The 20,949-nt window shown below is 57.8% G+C and carries 16 protein-coding genes and 1 pseudogene; 6 read left to right on the top strand and 11 right to left on the bottom strand.

All coding sequences use genetic code 11. The features are described from left to right. Nucleotides 1-12: 12 nt before the first annotated feature. From V6S97_RS21515 to V6S97_RS21500, 4 genes are all read right to left on the bottom strand, one after another. Entirely contained in the window at nt 13-1,683 is a 1,671-nt protein-coding gene (locus V6S97_RS21515; protein ID WP_111785284.1) for an ABC transporter ATP-binding protein, read from the bottom strand. Continuing rightward, nucleotides 1,680-2,537 carry an ABC transporter permease gene (locus tag V6S97_RS21510; RefSeq protein ID WP_162686301.1) on the bottom strand — a complete coding sequence of 286 codons (858 nt, stop codon included), beginning with the start codon at nt 2,535-2,537 and terminating at the stop codon, nt 1,680-1,682. Before V6S97_RS21510 ends, V6S97_RS21515 begins: the two co-directional genes overlap by 4 nt. A gap of 29 nt (nt 2,538-2,566) precedes the next feature. Continuing rightward, nucleotides 2,567-3,508: an ABC transporter permease gene (locus tag V6S97_RS21505; RefSeq protein ID WP_111785282.1), complete on the bottom strand. Its 942-nt coding sequence runs from the start codon at nt 3,506-3,508 to the stop codon at nt 2,567-2,569. A gap of 72 nt (nt 3,509-3,580) precedes the next feature. Further along, nucleotides 3,581-5,191, bottom strand: a complete 1,611-nt coding sequence (locus tag V6S97_RS21500) for an ABC transporter substrate-binding protein (protein ID WP_111785281.1) — start codon at nt 5,189-5,191, stop codon at nt 3,581-3,583. A gap of 284 nt (nt 5,192-5,475) precedes the next feature. On the opposite strand from V6S97_RS21500, the gene V6S97_RS21495 reads away from it, so the two are divergent. Beyond that, nucleotides 5,476-7,170 (top strand): IclR family transcriptional regulator, encoded by a 1,695-nt coding sequence (locus V6S97_RS21495; RefSeq protein ID WP_111785280.1) that lies wholly within the window; start codon nt 5,476-5,478, stop codon nt 7,168-7,170. A gap of 724 nt (nt 7,171-7,894) precedes the next feature. Continuing rightward, nucleotides 7,895-8,461: an ATP-binding protein gene (locus tag V6S97_RS21490; RefSeq protein ID WP_111785279.1), complete on the top strand. Its 567-nt coding sequence runs from the start codon at nt 7,895-7,897 to the stop codon at nt 8,459-8,461. Between the two features lie 178 nt (nt 8,462-8,639). On the opposite strand, the gene V6S97_RS21485 is transcribed toward V6S97_RS21490, so the two are convergent. From V6S97_RS21485 to V6S97_RS21475, 3 genes are all read right to left on the bottom strand, one after another. Beyond that, nucleotides 8,640-9,461 (bottom strand): alpha/beta hydrolase family protein, encoded by an 822-nt coding sequence (locus V6S97_RS21485; RefSeq protein ID WP_209687815.1) that lies wholly within the window; start codon nt 9,459-9,461, stop codon nt 8,640-8,642. A gap of 667 nt (nt 9,462-10,128) precedes the next feature. Continuing rightward, on the bottom strand, nt 10,129-11,424 hold the full coding sequence (locus tag V6S97_RS21480) for an FAD-dependent oxidoreductase (RefSeq protein WP_334427701.1): 1,296 nt from the start codon (nt 11,422-11,424) through the stop codon (nt 10,129-10,131). A gap of 56 nt (nt 11,425-11,480) precedes the next feature. After that, nucleotides 11,481-11,810 carry an ArsR/SmtB family transcription factor gene (locus tag V6S97_RS21475; RefSeq protein WP_111785278.1) on the bottom strand — a complete coding sequence of 110 codons (330 nt, stop codon included), beginning with the start codon at nt 11,808-11,810 and terminating at the stop codon, nt 11,481-11,483. A 446-nt stretch (nt 11,811-12,256) separates the two neighbouring features. On the opposite strand from V6S97_RS21475, the gene V6S97_RS21470 reads away from it, so the two are divergent. Beyond that, nucleotides 12,257-12,613 (top strand): cupin domain-containing protein, encoded by a 357-nt coding sequence (locus V6S97_RS21470; RefSeq protein WP_020808200.1) that lies wholly within the window; start codon nt 12,257-12,259, stop codon nt 12,611-12,613. 420 nt (nt 12,614-13,033) lie between these two features. Beyond that, nucleotides 13,034-14,413 carry an enoyl ACP reductase FabMG family protein gene (locus V6S97_RS21465; RefSeq protein WP_111792141.1) on the top strand — a complete coding sequence of 460 codons (1,380 nt, stop codon included), beginning with the start codon at nt 13,034-13,036 and terminating at the stop codon, nt 14,411-14,413. 180 nt (nt 14,414-14,593) lie between these two features. Here the strand turns inward: V6S97_RS21465 and V6S97_RS21460 are convergent, their stop codons facing one another. Beyond that, nucleotides 14,594-15,490: a LysR family transcriptional regulator gene (locus tag V6S97_RS21460; RefSeq protein WP_111785276.1), complete on the bottom strand. Its 897-nt coding sequence runs from the start codon at nt 15,488-15,490 to the stop codon at nt 14,594-14,596. Nucleotides 15,491-15,621: 131 nt separating this feature from the next. On the opposite strand from V6S97_RS21460, the gene V6S97_RS21455 reads away from it, so the two are divergent. Continuing rightward, nucleotides 15,622-17,169 carry an MFS transporter gene (locus V6S97_RS21455; protein WP_423754490.1) on the top strand — a complete coding sequence of 516 codons (1,548 nt, stop codon included), beginning with the start codon at nt 15,622-15,624 and terminating at the stop codon, nt 17,167-17,169. A 160-nt stretch (nt 17,170-17,329) separates the two neighbouring features. Here the strand turns inward: V6S97_RS21455 and V6S97_RS21450 are convergent, their stop codons facing one another. The 3 genes and pseudogenes from V6S97_RS21450 to V6S97_RS21440 form a co-directional block, all read right to left on the bottom strand. Then, nucleotides 17,330-17,722, bottom strand: a complete 393-nt coding sequence (locus tag V6S97_RS21450) for a response regulator (RefSeq protein WP_111785275.1) — start codon at nt 17,720-17,722, stop codon at nt 17,330-17,332. 66 nt (nt 17,723-17,788) lie between these two features. After that, nucleotides 17,789-18,840, bottom strand: a pseudogene (locus V6S97_RS21445) (sensor histidine kinase). A 642-nt stretch (nt 18,841-19,482) separates the two neighbouring features. After that, nucleotides 19,483-20,127, bottom strand: coding sequence for a TetR/AcrR family transcriptional regulator (locus tag V6S97_RS21440; protein WP_111785274.1), 645 nt, complete (start codon nt 20,125-20,127; stop codon nt 19,483-19,485). Nucleotides 20,128-20,216: 89 nt separating this feature from the next. Between V6S97_RS21440 and V6S97_RS21435 the strand changes: the two genes are divergently transcribed. Beyond that, nucleotides 20,217-20,900 (top strand): DAPG hydrolase family protein, encoded by a 684-nt coding sequence (locus tag V6S97_RS21435; protein ID WP_111785273.1) that lies wholly within the window; start codon nt 20,217-20,219, stop codon nt 20,898-20,900. Nucleotides 20,901-20,949 lie beyond the last annotated feature (49 nt).

The following is a 20,949-nucleotide window of genomic DNA, read 5'->3' as shown; positions in this document are numbered from 1 at the left end:
TTCTCCTGGTAATTATGCAGCTTCGGGGGCGAGTGGCCGGAAATTGGCGAAATCCCAATGCCGCCCCGGGGCGGCATCGATAAGCTGACGGGTGTATGCATGAACCGGATTGGTCAGCACCTCGTAGCCGCTGGCATATTCCACGATGCGGCCTTTCTGCATCACGATCACGTCGTCACATATCTGGGCGGCAACGCGCAGATCATGGGTGATGAACAGGATGGAAATACCGAGCCTTTCCTGCAAGCCCGCAAGGAGGTCGAGTACCTGTGCCTGAACCGACACGTCGAGTGCCGACACTGCCTCGTCGGCCACGAGAACCTTGGGGTTCATGGCCACGGCACGGGCGATCGCGATGCGCTGGCGCTGGCCGCCTGAGAACTGGTGAGGATAGCGGCTCACCGCATCCGGGGGCAGACCGACGATTGCAAGAAGTTCGCGCGCCCGCTTCAGGGCCTCCGCCTTGGGCGTACCGTAGTTTATTGGCCCTTCGGTAATACTTTCCCCCACCGTGATGCGCGGGTTGAGCGAGCGATAAGGATCCTGGAACACCATCTGGATATGCTGGCGATACGGCTGCAGGGTACGGCGGGAGAAATCGGCAATTTCCTGGCCGGAAATGCGGATCGAGCCGGAGGTGGGATCGATCAGCCGCATGATGCAGCGGGCGACGGTCGACTTGCCCGAGCCGCTTTCACCGACGATACCGAGCGTACGACCCTTCTTCAGTGTGAAGGATACATCCGTCGCTGCCTTTGTTCCTGCCGGGGTTTTGCCGAAAAAGCCTTTCTTGCCATACACCTTCTCAAGTTCCGAGGCCGAGAGCACTACCTCTTCCGAAAGAGCCGGGCGCGGCGCGCGTGGTACAAGGCTTGGCACGGAGGAAAGAAGCGCGCGGGTATAGTCCATTTCCGGCGCGCTCAAAATCCTGTCGACCGGACCATTCTCGACCAGGTTGCCTCGGTTCATGACATAGACGGTGTCAGCAATCTCCGCCACTACCCCCATGTCGTGGGTGATAAAGAGAACGGCGGTGCCCTGCTTTTCCTGAAGTTCATCGATGAGCTTGAGGATCTGCTTCTGGGTCGTCACATCAAGTGCAGTGGTCGGCTCGTCGGCGATCAGCAATTTGGGTTTCAGGATCAGTGCCATGGCGATCATGATACGCTGGCGCTGACCGCCCGAGAGCTGGTGGGGATACGCTGCGAAGATGCGCTCGACATCAGGCAGATGCACTTCCCGCATCATGTCAAGAACGGCCATCTTCTGTTCCCTAGCTGAAAGCATCGTGTGCTCCTGAAGCACCTCGCAAATCTGCCGGCCAACCGTCAGCACCGGATTGAGTGCTGTCATCGGTTCCTGAAAGATCATGGCAATGCTTTTCGAGCGCAGTGCCCGCATGCGGCCGGCGTCGGCCTTGAGCAGGTCCTCACCTTCGAACAGGATCGCACCGCTCACAGGTTCAAGTGAATTTCGCGGCAGGAGCCCCATTGTAGCGAGCGAGGTCACCGATTTGCCTGAACCGCTCTCTCCCACGAGGCAAACTGTTTCGCCAGCGCGAATGGTGACTGAAATGCCGTTGAGGACCGGGGCGCTGTCGTCGTCTCCGCTCAGGCGGACGACGAGGTTATCGACGCGCAATACTTCGGACGCGGTAGCAGGATCGAACGCAACAGCCGTCATTTCGTGGCCTCCCTTTTCTTCATGCGCGGATCGAGCAGATCGCGCGCCGTATCGCCGAGAAGGTTGATGGAGAGAATGCAGAGCGAGAGCACCAGGCCTGGCCAGAAGATCAATTGCGGATTGATCTGGAAATAGGCACGTCCCTCGGCCATGATATTTCCCCAGGTCGGGATTTCGGTGGAGACACCCGCCCCGAGGAAAGACAGGATCGCTTCTGTAAGAATGGCCGAGGCGCAGACATAGGTGGCCTGCACGATGAGCGGTGCCAGGGTATTCGGCATCAGATGCCGCCAGAGGATTTTCGGCAGGCCGGAGCCGGCAGCGATCGCGGCTTCGACGTAGGGCTCTTCGCGCGCAGTCAGCACCACCGAGCGAACGAGACGCACGACGCGAGGAATTTCCGGGACGGTAATGGCGAACATCACGGTCCAGATATTAGCCCCGGTCAGCGAAACCACGGCGATGGCGAGCAGCAGGCTCGGAATTGCCATCAGTGCGTCCATGATGCGCATGACCACGGCATCGAGGAGCCGGAAGAAACCGGAGACGAGGCCGACTCCAAGGCCGACAGCCACCGAGATGACAGTCGCTCCGATACCAATAAAAAGGGAGATGCGAGCCCCGTACAGGACACGCGACAGCAGATCCCGTCCGTAGGCATCGGAACCGAGCGGATAGATCTCGCCCGCGGGCTTGAGGCGGGCAGAAGGCGTCATGGCCACGGGGTCGTGCGGAGCAAGCCATGGCGCGAGAACAGCCATGAGAATGATCAGGATGAGGATGGCAAGCGCGATGGCCGGAACGACGATAACTTGTCCGCGTTTTTTCCTGCTGGCGAAGACGGGCAGCCGCATGGCGGCGCCAAAAAGCGTGGAATTGGCCATCAGTACCGTATCCTCGGATCGAAGAAGGAGTAGGAGAGGTCGATAAGGAGATTGACCAGCACATAGATACCGCTTGTCAGCAGGATCATGCCCTGAATGACGGGGTAATCGCGGGCAAGAATAGCATCGACAGTGAGCCGGCCAATACCGGGAATGTTGAATACGCTTTCCGTCACCACCACACCGGACACAAGCAATGCAAAACCGGTCCCGATAATGGTCAGCACAGGAACTGCGGCATTGCGCAGCGCGTGGCGGAAAAGGACGGTGTTTTCCTTCAGCCCTTTGGCGCGGGCGGTTCGCACATAATCCTCGCCCAGTACTTCGAGCACGGAGGCGCGCGTCATGCGGGCGATCAGCGCGATATAAATGGAAGCAAGTGTGAGGGCGGGCAGAATGGCACGTTCCGCAAAAGGACCGACGCCCTTCGTGATGCTCCGGAAGCCCTGCACCGGAAACCATTTGAGATCGATGGCGAAGACCTGGATGAGGATATAGCCGATCACGAAAACCGGGACAGAGAAGCCGACGACCGAAATCGTCATGACGGCATAATCGATCCATGTGCCGTGGCGCCACGCAGCAATGACCCCGAGTGGAACGGCGATCAGCACTGACAGGACGATCGTGACGAGCGCGAGGCTCACAGTCGGTTCGATGTGCTTGCCGATCATCGCGGTAACCGGTGTGTTGGAAATCAGCGACACGCCAAGGTCACCCTGGAGAAGCAGCCAGAACCATGAGAGGAACTGCACGACGATCGGTTTGTCGAGGCCGAGGGCTGCGCGAATTTTCTCAAGCTGCTCGGGCGTGGCCATGTCGCCGGCGATGATGGCGGCCGGATCGCCGGGCGTCAGTCGCAGCAGAAGGAAAACGAAAACGGCAACCGTGATCATCACCGGAACGGAGGCCAGAATTCGGCGGAACGTATAGGCGAGCATAAGCATCCTCACGTCGGTTGGGCAGGCAGGGAAGCGGCATCTGCAGGATGCCGCCATGTTCCTCCACGGGGCTCAGTCTTCCGTTTTCTCGATGTTCCAGAACACGGGAACCGGTGATTCCAGGAACCCGGAGAGCTGGTTGCGCCACACGGAGGGGTTCTTGTACTGGCCAAGCGGGATGTAGCTGACCTCGTCCATGGCGTGGGCCTGGAGCTCGGCGGCTGCAGTCTTCTGCTCGCCTGGTGTCGCTGCGGCGATGTATTTGGCGCGCAACGCTTCCAGCTTCTCGTCTGTCTGCCAGCCAAAAAACCCCTTGGCGCCGCGACCGTTCAACATCGGGTTGTTAAGCGGCGTCATGATTTCCGGCACAATCCAGTTGGTGAAGAACATGTTCCAGCCACCCTCAGCCACCGGCTTCTGCGAGGCGCGACGAGTGACGAGCGTCTGCCAGTCCATGGGCTGAAGTTCGACGTTGAAGCCCGCGGCCCTCAGTGCAGCCGCGGCCACGACCGGCTGGGCTTTAACGGTCACGACGTCGGTAGGCTGGAGGATGACAACCGGAGTTCCGTCGTACCCGGCCTCCTTGAGGAGTGCCTTGGCGCTTTCCATGTCGCCCGCGCCGGTCAGGGTTTCAGAACCGGCCAGTGCTTCAAGGGGCGTACCGCAGCCGAAGACGGAACCACAAATGGTGTAGTAGTCCGGATTGCCGATCAGCGCGTCGAGAACATCCTTCTGGTTCATCGCTTTAAGAGCGGCCTGGCGGATCTTCTTGTTGTCAAACGGCGGGTACAGGAAATTCATGCGGCCCATGGTCTGCGAGCCAAGCGTGTTAAGCGTCTTGACGGTCAGTTCGTCATTGCTCTCGACAAGCGGCAGAAGATCAACTGGCGGAGCTTCGATATAGTCGATCTCCCCGGACTGGATAGCGTTGATTGCCGTCTGGGCATCGGGCATGCTCAGCCATTCCACACGGTCAACCTTGACCACCTTGCCGCCGGCCAGCCAGCTGGCAGGCTCACTGCGCGGCACGTAATCGGCAAATTTTTCATAGACCGACTTGACGCCCGGCTGGTACTCAGCCGTGACGAACCTGAAGGGGCCGGAACCGATGAATTCGGTAATTGCGGTATCAGCCGGGGTAGCGGCAATGCGCTTCGGCATCATAAACGGCACAACCGACGATGGTTTAGCCAGAACGTCGGGCAAAAAGCCGAAGGGTTCTTTCAGCTTGAAAACAAAGGTCTTGTCATCCGTGGCCGTCAGGCTTTCGGTCTTGTCGAAGAGGATCTGACCGGAAGTATCCCGCTTGCCCCAGCGCTGAAGCGAGGCTATGCAGTCTTCCGCTGTCACAGGCGTGCCGTCATGCCATTTCAGACCGTCGCGCAGCGTGAATGTATAGGACAGCTTGTCATCTGAAACGGTGTAGTCAGCCATCTGGGGCTGCGGCTTGAAATCGGCATCAAGCGCCAGCAGCGTGTCATAGATCATGTAGCCATGATTGCGCACGATGTGAGCGGTCGTGATGATGGGATCGAGAATACGCAAGCCCGAATGCGGTACGGCCATCATTGTTGTGGCTGAGGCATTCGCTGCAAAGCCCGTGACACAGGCTGAAAGGGCAATGATTGCTGCAACGAGCCGGCTTTTTGCCCGGTTTGCTTTTCTGATCAACGGTGCTTGCATGATTTCGCTGTTCCCTTTTCTGGTTGGCAGGTGGCGACCGGAAGGCGCATGCGGTGGCCCGCACGCAAGCGCACGGCACCCGTCTTGTCCGGACCGTTTCTGATAATGTCGCCGCGATCACCTGAAAGTTTGCGCAGCGGAGGGCACTTGTGCCGCCGCAAAGGTACGGCGAAACATACGACCGCCATACCTTCCGCAACTGCGGCTGAAAAACCGCAACGGGACAGGCCGGCAAGGTACAGCGGTGCCGTCACATGGCGGGCATGTGGGCATAGCTGACTATAATGTCATTCCGATTGAAGCATGGTGTGCAAGGCGTTCCCCTTAGGATTATTTTACCGCGATGCGATTGCTATTCTCGACCATCGATTATAGGGTCGTTGAAAGCCTTGTCAACGATCTTGCTGCGTCGCAAAATGAATTTTACCGAACCTCCAGAGGTGACCGATCACCGGGCCCGCATTGCCGCGCTGGAAAAGGCGTTTGCCGTGCTTGAGATGTTCGGGCCGGATACGCCTGAACTGAGAATTGCCGATGTTGCGAGGCGAGGCGCGATGAACCGCTCCAGCGCCCAGCGTCTGGTTCATACACTTGTTAAATCCCGCTGGCTTGAACGCGACGCACAAAGCGGCGTCCTTTCTCTCGGGCACCGGGCGTGTTATCCCGCTCATGTCTATCTTTACAGCAACCAGTTGATCGATCTTGTGATGCCGCTGGTCGTGGAATTGAATGCACGCACCGGCCTCAGTACCGATCTCTGGCTCCTCGACGGGAAAACCGCAGTGACGCTGGCCCGGGTCCCGTCACCCGCCGCTTCCCTGGCACTTGCCCCGGTAGGCAGCCGCCTCGCACTTGCGGAGACCGCGCCGGGCCGGGCGCTGTTATCTCTTATGGATGAGGCAACACTCGATACATTTCTGGCAACATGGACAGGTGACGCGGAATCGTTGCGCGAGGGCATAGCCTCTGAGCGCAGCGTGGGGTTTTCCTTTGACAGTACCGGCGAAGGCGGATCCCGCCATGTCATTGCGACCGCTTTTCGCGACGCATCCGGCCAACCGCTCGCTGCGGTCTCACTTTCCGGTCTTGTAAACAGGGAGGCGGCGGACACGGTAACCGGGCAACTTTGCGAGACAGTGTCACGCATGGGGGAGTTGATGGTGACACGGGCGGTACGCCCGGCCAACCTCGAGCCAAACCCGCGCACGCTTTGGCCGCTGGTCGACGACGAGAATGATCCGCTCGCGGTAACCGCAGTTTCCAAAAGCCTGCATTTATTGCAGTTTTTCCATCCGCAAACGCCGCTGCTTACCCTGACCCAACTTTCACAGCTAACGGGCTTTCCGGTGCCGACCGTCCAGCGCATTACAGATACGCTGACAGGCCTGGGCTATCTGAAGAAAGACCGGCCCAAGCGCGCTTTCCATGTCTCCGAACGAGCGCTTGATCTTCTTTATCGTTTCCAGATGGGAAACGCGTTGCTCCGGTCTGTATGGCCTCGGCTTATCAGGCTACGGGAAGAGTGCGGGCTGCGTTGTTCCTTCTGCATTCTGGACGGCACGGAAATCATCCACCTGCTGCATGTTCAAAGCCGACCGCAACCGGCTTTCAGAACCGCCTATCCCGGCAGACGCCTTCCGGCCGTATCATCCTCCGGTGGTCGGGCGATCCTGTCATGGCTGCCACCGGAAGAGATTGAGGGAGTTCTTTCGGAAAGCCCCATCCAGCCCGGTACGCCCTTTACCGTTACGAACAAGGAGGAAATCCGGAAGGAGATTCTGGAAGCGAGCGTTCGAGGTGTGGCTTTCACGGATCGCCAGTCGATTCGCGACGAGGTGAATGTTGCCGCGGCGGTACCAGGACCAGACGGTCGTCCGGCAGGAGCCATCGTCGTATCCGCTCCTGTGCACAGTTGGTCTGTGGAGCGGCTTGAGCGCGAAGTTGTGCCTTTGCTGGTGTCCCACGCCCGCGGCGGATAAGATTGTGTCGCCCGATGCGTCGCGTCGAGGACGACCGCACGTGGTCGCGCAGGCTCCGAAACTGCTTTCGCGCCGCAGGGCCGTTCGTGCGCAGTTTGCGAGCACCCATCTGCCGTCGTGAACCTTGAGCAAACTCGCTGCGAGGATGACTGCTTCAACCGAAAATAGAGGAACCGGCAGGACGGCAGCAGTGATTGCCGATTTGTCTCTGACTGACCGGAGTAACTGAAAGGCCATCAACGTCGTTACGACCATCGCCCGGTTACAGAAATCCCGGAAGCAGGAACCCGGGGCCACCTCAAACGAAGGGCGAAGCGAGCAAGGTATCGGCGACAGGGACCATACGCCAGAAATGAGATACTGTTGCAGGTTCTGGACCGATGCTCAACCCGCCACACGCGACGATACGGCCGTCTAGCGTGAGAACGAGATAGGCACATCGAGGTACCCACCTCATCGAGGAATTTGGCAAACTCGACACGCTCTTCCGAGGCAAAGAACCTTGGCAGGTTGCCATCGAAGATGGCCAAGCATGCGTTGGCATCCTTTTTTTCGATAGGGGCGTGTGGCGATCTGGTCCATGTTTAAGGTATAGCACCCACGAGTGGTTTGTTCACCTGCGGTCGCTTCGAGCCAGGGGCGTCTGCCGCCGAGCGCCAAAACCTTTCATTGAGCATTGCGGCACAACACGATAAAGGCGGCTCTTATTGGTGGAGGGAACCGCATGACATATCAGCCGCGAGTATACCTAACGGGCGCGTCCTGCTCAGGCGTTTCCACACTTGGCAGAGTGTTGTCCAGGCGCTTCGGCGTTCCACAACTGGATGTCGACGACTTCTACTGGATGCCGACTGAGCCCCCGTACAGCATAAAGCGTCCACCTGAAGAACGTGTCCGCTTGATCAAGGTCCGACAAAGCGAAACCGAAGGCTGGATCCTGACGGGGTCCTTCATCGGCTGGGGCGAACCTCTGATCCAGAAAGTTGATCTGATCGTATTTCTTCAAACACCTACGATCATCCGGCTCCAACGTCTTGATCAGCGCGAGGCCGCCCGATACGGCGCGCGCATTTTGCCGGGCGGCGACATGCACGAGGCGCATCTGGCGTTCCGGGATTGGGCCTCGTGCTATGATGACCCGTTGTTCACGGGACGTAATCTGGCGCAGCATGAGAGTTGGTTGAGCAATCAATCCGCTCCAGTTCTTCGTCTTCAAGGCCAGCAATCCACTGCGGAACTGATGCACCGTGTGGCGGAAGAACTTTTACGTCTTTCACCCTGTGGAGCCTGATCGGCAGGATGTTGCCAATGCCCGGCAACGCCGACGGCCGTCATGGCCGCAGAAGCGCCAATAGCAGACATGATTGCATAACTCGATGTCAGCATTTTCCGACCTCATTCTGGACGTTCAAACGCTGAGTGTTGAACTCCAATAGCTGACATAGGGGTCCAGCAGTGCACATGCGTAATTATACTTTGTTATGGCGTTTGAGGTAGCTGACGGTAGCGTCAATTAGTCTGCTCAAGGTTTCCACACCAGAGGAGGTGTTAAACGCATGATCCATGGCAGCCTCCCAAACAATGTGCTCGCCTCGATGAGCTGCGGCGAACTTTTTCGCCGTACCATGTGGTATGACGTCGTCAACCGTACCCTCTGCAATAAAAGCGGGTCCGGCATATTGAGACAGCTCTGTAAGAGGATCGAAACCCGACACTTCTAAGAAGAATCGCTGCCCCAAAGTCACGGACGCTCCCCAAGGCAAGGTCAGCGTCGTTGGTTCCGGGCTGTTCAGGCCATAGAGATAGGCATTTTTGCCGACCAAACCGGGGAAAGACACCTTAGGTTCTCCCACGGCGGCCCAAAGTGCCACCCCTGATGGCCGGTTAGTTCGACCAGCAGCGGCTGCTGCAACCAGTCCGCCCTGGCTCCAGCCGAGTAGGATGACCTCGCCATTTCCAAGATCGGGCTGGGTGGCGATAAAATCCATCGCAGCCAAACAATCATCAATCTGCGTGGAATAGCTAGATTCTTCGATGGAACCATCACTGTCTCCCCAGCCATGAAAGTCTATTCGAAGCGAAGAGTGGCCGAGATCAGCCAACCTGGCAGCGACGTATTCAAATATCCCCATTCCTAGAGAGGGGATCGCGAGTTCATTTCGAGTACCGCCGAAACCGTGAAGGAGCAAAAACGTTGAGTTTTTGTGGCCTTTCGCATCACGAACTGTTCCAACGATGGTATGCGCACCAGATTTGAATGAAACTATTTTCTCTACTGCCACTGGATTCATCCTCGGTAATCTGAGTGAGGAACAGGCTAGAGAACCCCGCAGCAACTAGGCGGGGTGTTGGTGAGCGAACTAACTACTGCTTATCACAACTACACCACCCGAAGGCAGTGCGAACAATGCACTGAACAAATGCTTTCTCATCCATACAAGCAACTTCCATTTTGAAGGCTCAAGAGTCAATAAGCCTCGGCCTGAGATGTCTTCCTTATTTGTCCGCGAGACGAAAGTCGTCGTTCGGCTGCCACCCCATCGCGGAGACTTGCAAAGCGGTCTTGACAATCAGCTTCGGGCCGAGAGACGTCTGCCGCTCAGCGCCAGAAGCAGACATCGGGACCAGGTTGGGCATCATTCGTGACCCAGTGCCAACTCGTGGACGTTCTGCCGCCGCTGGGTTACAGAGATGGCCGCGAACGCCGCAGCCCCCGCAAGCCCGGCCGCCACCACCACCCAGAGTGACGCGGGCACTCCCATCCCCGTCATCGACATCGACATGGCGAACGGAGCCAAAGCTAACGTCACCTCTGGGTCGCACCCAGTCCGGCAGCGCCCATGCGGGCAGCTTCGCCTCCGGCATCGTTACACGCTTTCTGCAATCTTTTCAGGTGCCGCCTTTACGTTACAGCCGCATCCGGACTTGTCCTTGGCGTCGGCGACACAGCAGGCGTCGTCATGCGTCGAGGACGGCCCGGCAGCATTCCGGCGACGCTTTGGACGTGCTGGTGATCGAGCAGACCCCGGTCTCCGGCAGCACCAGTTCGACACGCCGCGCCGCGACATGGTCTCCGGCAATCTCGGCGACGACCGAGCGCACCTGCTCGTATCCGGTCTTCATCAGGAAGGTCGGCGCACGGCCATAGGATTTCATGCCGACGATGTAGAAGTCCTTTTCGGGATGCGACAGCTCCTCGACGCCGTGCGGTGGCACGGTGCCGCAGGAATGCAGGTTCGGATCGATGAGCGGCGCGAGCGCGGGCGGAGCCTCGACGATCGGATCGACCTTGACGCGAAGCTCGCGCAGGAAAGAAAAGTCGGGTCGGAAGCCGGTCGTGACCACGATCTGGTCGACTGATAGATGGATGGGCCCTCCATTCGCTTCCGCGAGCACCAACGGTCCGTCGGTGGTCAAGATTGACTCCGCAGAGAACGAGGTGAGCATGTTCAGGCGGCCGTCGTCCATCGCCTTCTTGGCTGCAAGGCCGAGCGCGCCGCGTTCCGGCAACTGGTCGTTCAAACCGCCGCCGAGCAGGCGGTCGACGCCGTTATGCCTGAGCGCCCAGAAGATTTCAGTGGCGGAATCGGCGTCCTGGAGTTCCATCAGCGCAATCGCAACATAGATGGCGGAATGACCGCTGCCGACGACCAGCGTCCGTTTGCCGATGAAGTCGTTCCGGCGTGTGCCGACGACGTCAGGGATGCCGTAGGACAGGTAGCTGGACGGCACCTCGCCGGGGATCGGCAGACCATTGACACCAAGCGGGTTTGGCTGGCCCCAGGTTCCGGAGGCGTCAATGACGGCCCGGACGAAGACGTCCTGTTCGATACCGTCCAATACGAAGCGGACGAGGAAGGGAGCGGCGTCGCGCCCCTTGGAGCCAACTTTGCTGAGACCCTTACGGGTAATTGCCGTCACGGTCGCGCCGAGCTTGAGGCCCTTGGCGACGCCCGGAACCTTGGAGAGCGGAGCGAGATAGGAGGCCACGATTTCGCGTCCGTTGGGGTGATAGTCAGGATCGGGTTCCGACCATCCCGTTTCTTCGAGCAGCACCCGGGCCGCGTCATCGATGTTGTATTTCCAGGGAGAGAAGACCCTCACGTGGCCCCATTCGAGGAGCGCCGATCCCACGAACGTGCCCCTCTCGAACACGAGTGGCTCAATGCCGCGCTCAATCAGGCGCGCAGCCGCGGCGAGACCGACGGGCCCAGCCCCTATGACGGCGACAGGAAGCTCTGCATTCTGTGTCACTTCATTTCCTTTCGTATTTCCAGAAATATCGAATTATAAGATGAAAAAAAGTGGCTTCAGGCCGCAGCTTCTCCGTCTTCGTCGTTCGCCGCCACGCATTCCTCCTCAGCGCAACACTCGTCGGCGAGGAAGCCGATCAGCGACTGCATGCTCGGATAGTCCGCCCGACAAATCAGCGTCGTCGACTGCCTTTCCTGTGAAGCCAACCCAGTTTCGACGAGCTTCTTGAGGTGGTGCGATAGCGTCGACGACGGGATGCCGACGCGCTCCTGGAGCTGGCCAACCGGAATTCCCTTCCGGCCTGCTCTAACCAGCACGCGGTAAATCTTGAGTCGGGAAGCATTGCCGAGCGCTTCAAGTTGTGTTGCTGCTTTTTCGATAATCATGGAAATAAGCTATGCATTTCACAACTTTCTGTCAATCCATATTTCGACAATATTAGAAATACGATCGTGTGGCCGTCTTGAAGTTCACCCGCGACTGCAGCTTCGCGGCGCTTTCCTTCCGCTCACTGTAGTGGCCGGTGGGATAAGAGGAGGCATCGCCGGCGAGCCAGGTGGGCTCGCCAGTTACTAGCAAACGTCGATTGTCCAGCGGGTAAATGATGATGTCCGCAACGGGCCGCAAGCGGACCGTAGCTGTGTCAGCCGCATCAGGCGTATGTTTCGCTTGAAAGGAAGGCTTCGACCCGCTGGATAACTTGCCAAGGCAGAGCGGAACAGGTCACCCGTGCACGATCGTTCAAGACGCGGCGTCATCTGCTGTGTCACAACAATTTCGCGGCTGCCGTAATTTCGCTTCTTCTTCGCGGTCGAACAATGAGGAATCACTGATGAAATCAATCAATCTCGCTGAGAAACTCAACCAGTTTTCGAGCCACTGGGACCCTCACGTCATCGCGGACTACAACGAAAATGACGTGATGGTTGTCCGGTTTATTGGTGAATATCCTTTCCACAAGCATGACACGACTGATGACTTCTTCTACGTCCTCGAGGGTGAAATGGAAATGGATATTGAAGGAGAGCCGCCTCGCACCGTCAAAGCTGGCGAATTGTTTATCGTTCCTAAAGGTGTTGTGCATCGTCCTCGGGCCAGAAATGAAGTCAAAGTGCTCCTGATCGAACCGAAAGGCGAACCAAATTCGGGTGACTCAGATCGTGAACCAGGTCCCAAGCCGCGCATCTGACAGGTCTGCTTTGAGCCAACAGCGGAAAACGTTTCCGCTCTGTACTTCCATACCGGTCGTTCACGCCACCCGCAGTCGCTCCTGAAAGTTGCCGGTCTGGTGTTCGAGCGGTCACGCCCGGACCGCGAGGATTGGTGACTTCGGCATGATATAACGCCAATCCTTGCGCCTTGGGAAAAGCCAATTGCCTCGCAAGCATCCGTGGGACGAGCGTTTCGCACCAGTCGTTTTGGCATCGGTGCGCCTGTCCCCATCGACTTCCGCATTTCGCAGCAGTGTAATGACGACAGGTGGTTCACTTCACGTTTTGAAATGAGCGGTCACCGAAAATGAGTTCCCATCAGGCGACTATGCGGTCATGTCTTCGTTCAGATCGTATGAGCCATTGCTCGACGATACGCGAAGCAAAGAGTTGACAGTATGGAAAATCCGGTTGCACTGAATCGCCTTTCCGAAAACACGGTCTTCCGTGAGGGCGATGTTTTTGTACTCTTCGGCGAACTGTTCGGTCGCGGATATGCCACCGGCTTGCTAGACGAAGCCAGACGGGCTGGAATGGAGATTGTGGGGATCACCGTCGGGCGGCGCGACGAGAATAACGCGCTGCGGCCACTCGACACCGAGGAACTGTCTTTGGCGGAGGCCCGGCTGGGCGGCAGGATCATCAACATCCCTCTTATGGCGGGATTCGATCTCGATGCGCCCGCAGGCGGCCCAACTCCCACCGATCTCCTGGCAACAATGACGCTTGAGAGCTGGCAACATGACAAGCTCGACTGGGATTATGTCGGGCAATGCCGCGACATCGCCACTGAACGTTTCAAGGCGTCGCTTTCGAAGGTCATGACCGTTCTTGACGGAATGATCGCAGATGGCCGCAATGTTTTCTTCGCGCACACAATGGCTGGCGGCATTCCGAAGACGAAGGCATTCCTGGTCGTCGCCAATCGCATCTACAAGGGAACCGGCACTCGCCACATGTCGTCGCAGACCCTGCTCGACAGCGACATGGGAAAACTCATTCTGCAGAATTTTGAAGACGTCTCCGCAAACACCTTTCGCCATCTCATTGATTTCAGCACGGCGATCCGCGAGCGCGTCGAAGCCTCGGGCGGACAAGTGCGATATACGGCCTATGGTTATCACGGATCGGCGGTCCTGATCGACGGGAGCTATCGTTGGCAGACCTATACCAACTACACCCAGGGATATGCGAAGATGCGGCTTGAGGGTATCGCGGAGGAAGCTTGGGCGACAGGGATCAAGGCAACTGTCTATAACTGTCCCGAAATCCGGACCAACTCGTCCGATGTGTTCACGGGTATCGAGCTGCCCCTCATACCGCTGCTGCTTGCGTTGAAGAAAGAAAACGGTGGCCAATGGGCAGACGAACAGTGGCAGGCCTGCCAGCAGCTTCTGGCCGATGGCTTAACCATGAAGGATGTTTTCAGGAAGATCACCGACATGCAGGCCAGCGAGGTCATGCGTCCGTTCTATGACTTTTCGGCGTGGCCCATGGCAAACAGCCAGGCACAGGCCGATCTGACCATTGGCACGTCAAACGAGATCACCCGGATGCATCGGGATGGCAAGGTGATGATCAGTGACCTTCTCAGCAGTCTCGTTGTGACGGCGACAGGGGAGCTGATCTTTGGTGAATCGTCGGAACCCGCGGGTCCCGTACTGTGGCTCAACCACGATATTGTGGCCCGGCGACTGAACGCTTCACATCCGCCTTCAAGATCTTCTGCGCCGCTTGTCGCGCAGGGGAAGGAATCCTCACACCTTGAGACGGCGTGACGGCTTCCAAGCCTGGCTTCGAAGCCGGTTGTTTTGGCCACGGAGCGACAAAATCCTGTTACAGGAACTGACCTCCAGTGAGGTCATGTGAGCGAAAGCGCCCCATATCGGAGAGCGGATGTGGCTTGCGGCGAGGCCCCCCGTCGCCTGTGCGCCGACAGGAGACATGGTGGCTGCCGCTCATGGGTCAGCTTCCGCAAACAGCCTCTCAGTCAGGAAATCGATGAAGACGCGTAGCCTCGGCGCAACGAACCGCGCCGATGGCCAAAGTATCGAGAAATGGCCAGGTGCCGCCAGGCTCTCGCTCAGCACCGTTTCCAGCAGACCATCGCGAATGGCGTCGGCAGCCAGGAATTCGGGCATATATGCGAGCCCCATGCCATCAATCGCGGCGGCTCTGATCGCCTCCATGTTTCCACATGTGAGCGCAACCGACATGTTTTGCAGGCGATCGCTTCCGTCTTTGAGACGCCATTCCTGGAACTTGCCCGATGTCGGAAACCGAAAACGTAACGCCTCGTGCTTTCGCAGATCGTCGGAATGTGAAGGTTTTCCCATTCGCCTGAAGTAATCCGGCGATCCGCAGACCAGGAAGCGAAATGGCCCCAGTCGTCTGGCCATCAGGCTGGAGTCGCTCAGGTCACCGCTGCGAATGGCCACATCAAATCCACCTTCGATCAGATTGACCTGCCTGTCATTGAAATCGAGCTCAAGATCGATACGTGGATAGCGTTTGCGAAATTCGGGGAGAATAGGAAGGAGAAAGCGGTAGCCGATTGTTGGCAGTGTCACATACAAACTGCCACTTGGCGAATCGCGATCAGCCTTGACCGCCTCATGCGTGTCGCGCAGGTCAGCCAGTATGGCTCGATAACGCTCGAACAACATCGCGCCTTCTTCCGTCAGCGAGACTTGCCGTGTTGTTCTCTGAAAAAGCCGTACATTCAGGGAGGCTTCCAGTCGACCAACGCTTTTTCCAACCGCAGACGGGGATAGCCCGAGACTCTGGCCAGCCTTGGCAAAGTTCAGGCGTTCCGCCACCCGGACGAAAGCCTCGATTTCGCTCAATTTATCCATTCACGCAGATTAGAGAATTTTGGTCCGCAATGAAACGACAGAAAGAGGAATTATCGACCCATACGCTTTTGCTGCAAGCTTGGCCAACACGGTGCCCGATCACCGGCGGCATTTTTTGCACTGGAGCTTCCATGACCGATATATCCCGAAAAACACCGACCTCCCGCCACTCGGTACTGGCGGCAGTTTGTCTGGCAGCGTTGACGTTGCCTCTCAGCTTCTCCGCTGGCGCAGTCGCAACACCCGCAATCGCGCAAGACCTCGGCGGCTCGCCTGAGGCTTTGACCTGGATAACGAACGCTTTCATGCTGACGTTCGGCAGTCTGCTCATGGCTGCAGGCGCTCTGGCCGACAAATTTGGAAGACGTCGTGTCTTTTTGACCGGCTTGTTGGTCTTCGTCGGATTTTCATGCGCCCTTGGGTTGGCGAATGCGGTCTGGCTCATAGACACTCTCCGCGCGTGTCAGGGTGTGGGAGCAGCCGCAGCCCTGGCAGGCGGGACTGCCGCCCTTGCCCAGGAGTTCGACGGCCACGCCAGAACACGAGCCTTTGGCCTGCTTGGAACAACGTTCGGCGTCGGTCTTGCATTGGGTCCACTCGTCACGGGTGTCTTGATCGAGACCGTAGGATGGCGCTCGATATTTCTCGCCGGAGGACTGATCGGTCTCCTGGCACTTGTCCTCGGACCGCCGCGTATGCGCGAAACGGTCGACCCCGAAGCGGCATCCCTCGACTGGATGGGCACGGCCTGCTTTACCCTGATGCTGACGCTGTTCACCGTCGCGATGATAGAATTGCCTTCCCTCGACGCGGCCGAACTTGCGATCTTCAGCTTGGGATTCGTCATCTCGCTTGCAGCGTTTATTCTAGTTGAAATCCGGGCCCCTCGGCCGATGCTGGACTTGTCCCTCTTCCGGTATCCGCGTTTTATCGGTGTGCAACTGTTGCCCGTAGCCACCTGCGCCTGTTTCGTTGTTCTGCTGGTGATTATTCCGCTGCGCCTGATCGGCATTGAAAAGTACGACGTGATCACGGCAGGCGTCCTGATGCTTGGCTTGTCAGCCCCGATGTTGATTATGCCTTTCATGGCAACAATATTGGCTCGCCAGATATCGCCTGGCATCCTTTCTGCCGCCGGTCTCCTGATCGCCGCCGCTGGCCTTGTCTGGCTTGCCCACATCGCCGGAAACGACGGAAGTCTGCTTGTTCTGCCAATGATTATGATCGGCATCGGTGCTGGACTGCCATGGGGACTGATGGATGGCTTGTCAGTCAGTGTCGTGCCCGTGGAGCGCGCAGGAATGGCAACCGGCATATTCAGCACCGTGCGGGTTGCCGGAGAGGGTGTCGCTCTCGCGATTGTTAGCGCGACGTTGTCCGGGCTCATCGCGACAGAGCTTGGTCGAGCGACGGGTCTGTCGTCCGAGGTTTTGAAAGATATAGGACAGCGGTTAGCCATCGGCGACCTTGTTTCGGCAGGCGCTTTATCTCCGGAAATACGGACGAGCACTCTGCAGAATGCTTATCAGGCCGCATTCACGACGCTGTGCTGGTGGCTTGCCGCCATAACATCGATTTGTGCCATCACGATCGCTGTTCTATTGCCCAGACGTCCCGGTATCACGGGTAATGCGGTCCAACAGGAGGCGGCAAGGTTTGAAGGCGGTTTGTCGAAGTAGGCTATCTTGTCCTGAACGGACTACAGCGGAAAGGATGTCCACTTCGCGCCTTTATTTCTGTCATCCATCTTGCTGCCACCCCTAATCAGAAGCGGACATCCGTTAGAGCAAGCTGATCAGTTCCGGTGGAGGCGAAAAATGGATCGTAACTGTTTCTGCCTCAGATCGTGCTGGCCTTCGGGTTGTCGCTCGCAAGCAGGCGTGCCATCGCGTCGGTGATGGTGAGGTCGTCATAGGGCTTCGAAAAGTAGCGGCTTCCAACCGGCAACATGCTTTCTTCGACAATGGCCGCACCGGATGCGACGATCAGCTTCAGTGGTGGCCATCGGTCGCGGATGTAGTGGGACAGCTTGATACCGTCCATCGTTCCTGGCATCTGGACATCGGTAAACACGAGATCGATGTCATCTCGTGCTTCAAGGATGCGGACCGCCTCGTCGGCGTCGCCAGCTTCCAGCGCTTGATAACCCGCCGACAGGACGAGATCGACTGCGCTCATACGTATTAGTGGATTGTCTTCCACGATCAGGACGACCGGTTTGCCGTTCTTCATTATTCACTCCCTGTATGAGTATGGCTGCAAAAACGCGCCGCAGGGCTTCGGGGGCCGGTTCGTTTCTTAAGCCGCCGGCGAAACTTCGGTCAGCAGACCGGGCGTTTGCCTGCGGGTGACCGTCACCACCGTACCCGGGTCAGCGTCAGTCAGCGTGATCTCGCCTTCGAGGTTCTTCACGAGTGCTTCCACGATGCCGGTGCCCAAGCCTGCCTTAGGCGCGTCGCTGCCGACTGGCATTCCAATTCCATTATCCGTAATTGAAAGCGTCCAGTCTTGACCCGAGGATTGATAGTCGATCTCGATCAACCCGGTTCGCTCATCGGTAAAGGCGTGCTTGAGGGCATTGATCACGAGTTCTGTGACGATGAGACCCAAGCTGATGGACACATCTGCAGGGACCGAGCTGTCATCCACCGTCACCCGGATCGATAACCTCTCGGGGTCCGCGATCATCGATGCACCGAGACTTTGGCAGAGCTGCGTAAGATAGGTACGCAGCTCGACGTTTCCGCCGGCAGATGTTGAAAGTTGTCGTTGCAGCGCTGCGATCGACATGATGCGGTGGCGGGCGTCATGCAGATGCCCACGTGCCTCTTCCGATTGAACGCGGCGGGCGCTTTGCATCAGCACGCTGGCAATGATCTGCAGGCTGTTGGCAACCCGGTGTTGGACCTCCTGCAGAAGGATGGCCTTGTCGCGAACCAGGTCGTCTTTCAGACGAGCCTCCGCGCGCATGTCGGTGACGTCGGTTATGGCGACAAGCAGGCGAATATGCTCGAGGTCGCCGTCGTCGAGCGTTCGCGCGTTGATAATCAACTGTCGCGTTTTCTGGTCCGGTCGCTTCAGGTCGATCTCATAGGCATCGATGTTGGCACTGTCGGTGACGGTCGCCGTCAACAGGGACTCGAGCTTGGCCATTGCCCATTCGCCGTGCCCGAGTTCTGCGAGACGCTTGCCTCTTACGGAGGCCGGGGGATCTCGAATGCCCGGCAGAAGGATGCACTCGCTGCGATGATCTTCAGATCATCGGACAGGAATAGCAACGGTTCGTTGGATGACATCACCATGGCAAGTGTGCTTGGCGCTTCGAAATGCACGATCGGTGTCTGTGACATAATGAGGCCCTCATGGGCCGAAGACTCACGGCGCAAGTCATGACTCGGCAGGAGTGTGGGACAAGGCGCTGAAAGCCATGTCCGACATAAGCACTGTAACAGATATCATTCGTGGAGCTGCATTAATTCTGCCGGGCGGGTCTGATCGCGTTTATCTGAATTTGCAATGACTCATTGGGGCGCTTACTGCGCGGACACTGTTATGAGTCAGGATCTCCGATCGATGACGGACTTCGGGAGGCCTTGCTGCCACAACCACTTTTGCCTAAGGCGTCCGCAAAAGCCGCTAGTCACCACACGGCCCCGTTGCGGAAACTATTTCCGCTTTGCGCCCGCGTTTTGGTCGGAGGGCCCCCGATAGCGCCTTCCCGAAAGCGGAGCTAAGCTTCGACGGCATCAATACGCCATGGGCAGCCATCGGCTAGACCGCTCAAACTTCGGCAAGTCGCTGTGTCGCGTATTTGTCATCCCAAGAGGCGGCTGCTGCCCATGCGGTCGATGCTGCGCGGCGATGTCATACGCCCCGGCTTCCAGACCGGCAGCGTTATGGGGCAAGACGAGGTCAAGGTCGTGCCCGTCGATATCGACTCATCCCAGTCGATCGGAGACGAAACTTTATCACCAGATGCGCTACGATGGCCGCTATGGTGGCGTGCCCGACTCTTTGAACAATACACGTGCGTAGAAATCCACGCATTCTCCAACCCGTACGGTGACCTCCTCATCGCTATCGTTCCATGGTGTTTCAAGGCCAATAGCGGCCCTGCGCAAGGGCTCAGCAACAAGAGCGGCAAGGATCATCCGGGCAGATCGGTTGACATCCAATGATGGAACATCGGCTTGGTACTCGCGCAGCCAGGTCGCCACGGCCAGCACCCCTCGCTCGACCCCGTTTCGATTATAAATTTCTGCGAGCCGTTCTCGACCGTCCTTGTCAGCACAAATGAGACGGAAAAGGGCTACAGCTTCCTTGGACAGGGCGATCCGGTAAATCCTGCCCAATAGCGCCCTCAGGCTCCCCGGATCACGACGCGCCTCGCCTGGCCGGTGATCTCCACTGGTTTGGAGTTGCTCAGTCCAGGACGCTACGATTTTCCCGACCAGTTCCTCACGATTGGCCGCCATAGCGTAAACAGTCTTTTTGGCAACTCCTGCGTTACGCGACACCGCATCGATGCTGAACTTGGCAAATCCCTGGTCAAAGAGAAGCTGTGTTGAGGCTTGGAGAATTTTGCGTTCCACCTCAAGCCGATTACTGGCCGGACGCCCTCTCGCTCGCTTTACCAACTCTTGATCTCCTTGACTAACGTCGTACGAACGGTGTACCGACTATATTTAGGAAACGCAATGCGTTTCCTAAATATAGGAGATTGAAAATGCAATATGATTTGGAAGCAGCAATTCCTGTCGCACTGCTGCACGCCGACCCAATTAGACTGGAGATGGGGATCGAGCGCTTGGGCTCCGGCACCCTCACGGTCGCCTGCAGAACGATAATGCCAGGGTGCAATGGAGCGATGCTGGAATGGTGGTTTAAGTATTTTGAAACCGACGAACATCTTCGCTGGTGGCATCCGATTGATCACAAGCGCCATTTCGGTTGGGACGAGCTTTGGAAAAAAGGTGAGAACTACATCGGCGCGACAATCAGGGCGACGGAGTCGCTAGGAGAGGTTCCTGCGGTCAATGCAACCATCAAATTCCTAAGCCCAGCCGCATATTTCAGTGCCACGGACATCGATGCGGCAAAGCAAGCCGGCGGCGTATCCGCACTTTTCTACGCCGGCATTGGCTTTGGCGATGATGTTGAGATTGACGAGCATGGAATTCCAATAGGCGGCCGGATGATGCACGTCACACGGGACACGCCCGGTGGCCTCGTTCTGCGAAGCAGATTCGTTCTGGGTCTCGATAGCGACAAGGGCGGCCACGCTGTCCCGGACGAGATCGGACTGGGGCTGATGCGCCATTGCCATTCGGAGTTCTCGTTCCTCGCGAAGGCACTTCCGTCTGCATATTACGGTGATCTCGCAAATTCTAGACCTGCCGACAACTGGTAGCTTCGCCCGACTGGAATAACACAAGATACCTGACCAGCACGGTGACCGC

It is taken from the genome of Agrobacterium sp. CCNWLW155, assembly GCF_036888815.1.
Lineage (GTDB): Bacteria > Pseudomonadota > Alphaproteobacteria > Rhizobiales > Rhizobiaceae > Agrobacterium > Agrobacterium radiobacter.
Note: the sequence above shows the minus strand (reverse complement) of the source record. Positions and strands in the feature narration are given on the sequence as shown.

Bases quoted from the DNA above. Each gene is read 5' to 3' on its own strand.
- V6S97_RS21515 (WP_111785284.1), bottom strand. From the start codon at position 1,683: ATGACGGCTGTTGCGTTCGATCCTGCTACCGCGTCCGAAGTATTGCGC.
- V6S97_RS21485 (WP_209687815.1), bottom strand. From the start codon at position 9,461: ATGAATCCAGTGGCAGTAGAGAAAATAGTTTCATTCAAATCTGGTGCG.
- V6S97_RS21505 (WP_111785282.1), bottom strand. From the start codon at position 3,508: ATGCTCGCCTATACGTTCCGCCGAATTCTGGCCTCCGTTCCGGTGATG.
- V6S97_RS21490 (WP_111785279.1), top strand. From the start codon at position 7,895: ATGACATATCAGCCGCGAGTATACCTAACGGGCGCGTCCTGCTCAGGC.
- V6S97_RS21500 (WP_111785281.1), bottom strand. From the start codon at position 5,191: ATGCAAGCACCGTTGATCAGAAAAGCAAACCGGGCAAAAAGCCGGCTC.
- V6S97_RS21495 (WP_111785280.1), top strand. From the start codon at position 5,476: ATGTCATTCCGATTGAAGCATGGTGTGCAAGGCGTTCCCCTTAGGATT.
- V6S97_RS21470 (WP_020808200.1), top strand. From the start codon at position 12,257: ATGAAATCAATCAATCTCGCTGAGAAACTCAACCAGTTTTCGAGCCAC.
- V6S97_RS21475 (WP_111785278.1), bottom strand. From the start codon at position 11,810: ATGATTATCGAAAAAGCAGCAACACAACTTGAAGCGCTCGGCAATGCT.
- V6S97_RS21455 (WP_423754490.1), top strand. From the start codon at position 15,622: ATGACCGATATATCCCGAAAAACACCGACCTCCCGCCACTCGGTACTG.
- V6S97_RS21435 (WP_111785273.1), top strand. From the start codon at position 20,217: ATGCAATATGATTTGGAAGCAGCAATTCCTGTCGCACTGCTGCACGCC.
- V6S97_RS21460 (WP_111785276.1), bottom strand. From the start codon at position 15,490: ATGGATAAATTGAGCGAAATCGAGGCTTTCGTCCGGGTGGCGGAACGC.
- V6S97_RS21465 (WP_111792141.1), top strand. From the start codon at position 13,034: ATGGAAAATCCGGTTGCACTGAATCGCCTTTCCGAAAACACGGTCTTC.
- V6S97_RS21450 (WP_111785275.1), bottom strand. From the start codon at position 17,722: ATGAAGAACGGCAAACCGGTCGTCCTGATCGTGGAAGACAATCCACTA.
- V6S97_RS21510 (WP_162686301.1), bottom strand. From the start codon at position 2,537: ATGCGGCTGCCCGTCTTCGCCAGCAGGAAAAAACGCGGACAAGTTATC.